The organism is Vibrio sp. 10N.222.49.C9 (genome assembly GCF_041474985.1).
GTDB classification, from domain to species: domain Bacteria; phylum Pseudomonadota; class Gammaproteobacteria; order Enterobacterales; family Vibrionaceae; genus Vibrio; species Vibrio crassostreae_C.
The window spans coordinates 1-758 of sequence record NZ_JBFRVD010000123.1; the positions used below are offsets into that span (position 1 = coordinate 1).

The 758-nt window shown below is 46.8% G+C and carries 1 pseudogene; it reads right to left on the minus strand.

The features are described 5' to 3' along the window. Positions 1-98: 98 nt before the first annotated feature. Positions 99-743 (minus strand): annotated as a pseudogene (istB, locus tag AB4585_RS22275) (IS21-like element ISVch3 family helper ATPase IstB); the annotation flags it as partial. Positions 744-758: the final 15 nt, after the last annotated feature.

Sequence of the window (758 nt, forward strand, 5' to 3'; positions counted from 1 at the left end):
GTGAATCAGAAGCACATGCTGCGTATTTCGGTGATTGCGATCGCTCGTTTCGGTTTATTCCGATCACTTGATCCTGCCGTTTTTCTCTCTTCCTATTTTTACTCTAAGTGATCGGATTGCGCCAGTTTTCTCATCGACTCACCTCCTAGTTCTATTCGATGACTATTGTGTACCAGCCGATCCATTAGAGCGTCTGCGACAGTGGCGTTACCGATCATGTTGTACCACTCCTTTACAGGTAACTGACTGATGACGATCGTGCTGCTGTTTTGGTAACGATCTTCAAGCACTTCTAATAAGTGACTTGCATGCTCTTGGGTTAGCTTTTCCATCCCCCAGTCGTCGAGGATTAGTAGAGCTTTCTTAGCCAACGATTGAAGTTGCTTTTGATAGCTACCGTCCAGACGACCTGCGGTCAGGTCATCAAGCAGGCGAGTTAATCGGTAGTATCTGACCGTGTGTTGTTGGTCGCAGGCACTGGTTGCCAGTGCGCAGCCAAGATACGTTTTGCCAGCACCTGTTGGGCCTGTGATCAAGATATTCTGGTGCTTATGTAGATAACTGCCCGTTAGAAGTTCGCTCATCTGTTTACGATTGAGATTTCGTCCCTCCTTGTAGATGAGTTGGCTCGGCTGAGCATCCACTCTCAGTTTGGCTTGCCGTTTTAAGCGTTGGATTTTTGTCTGATTGCGATTCAAGATTTCACTTTCCAGAAGTAGGCTTAGCCTTTCCTCGAAGTGTAGTGGTCAACTGATATT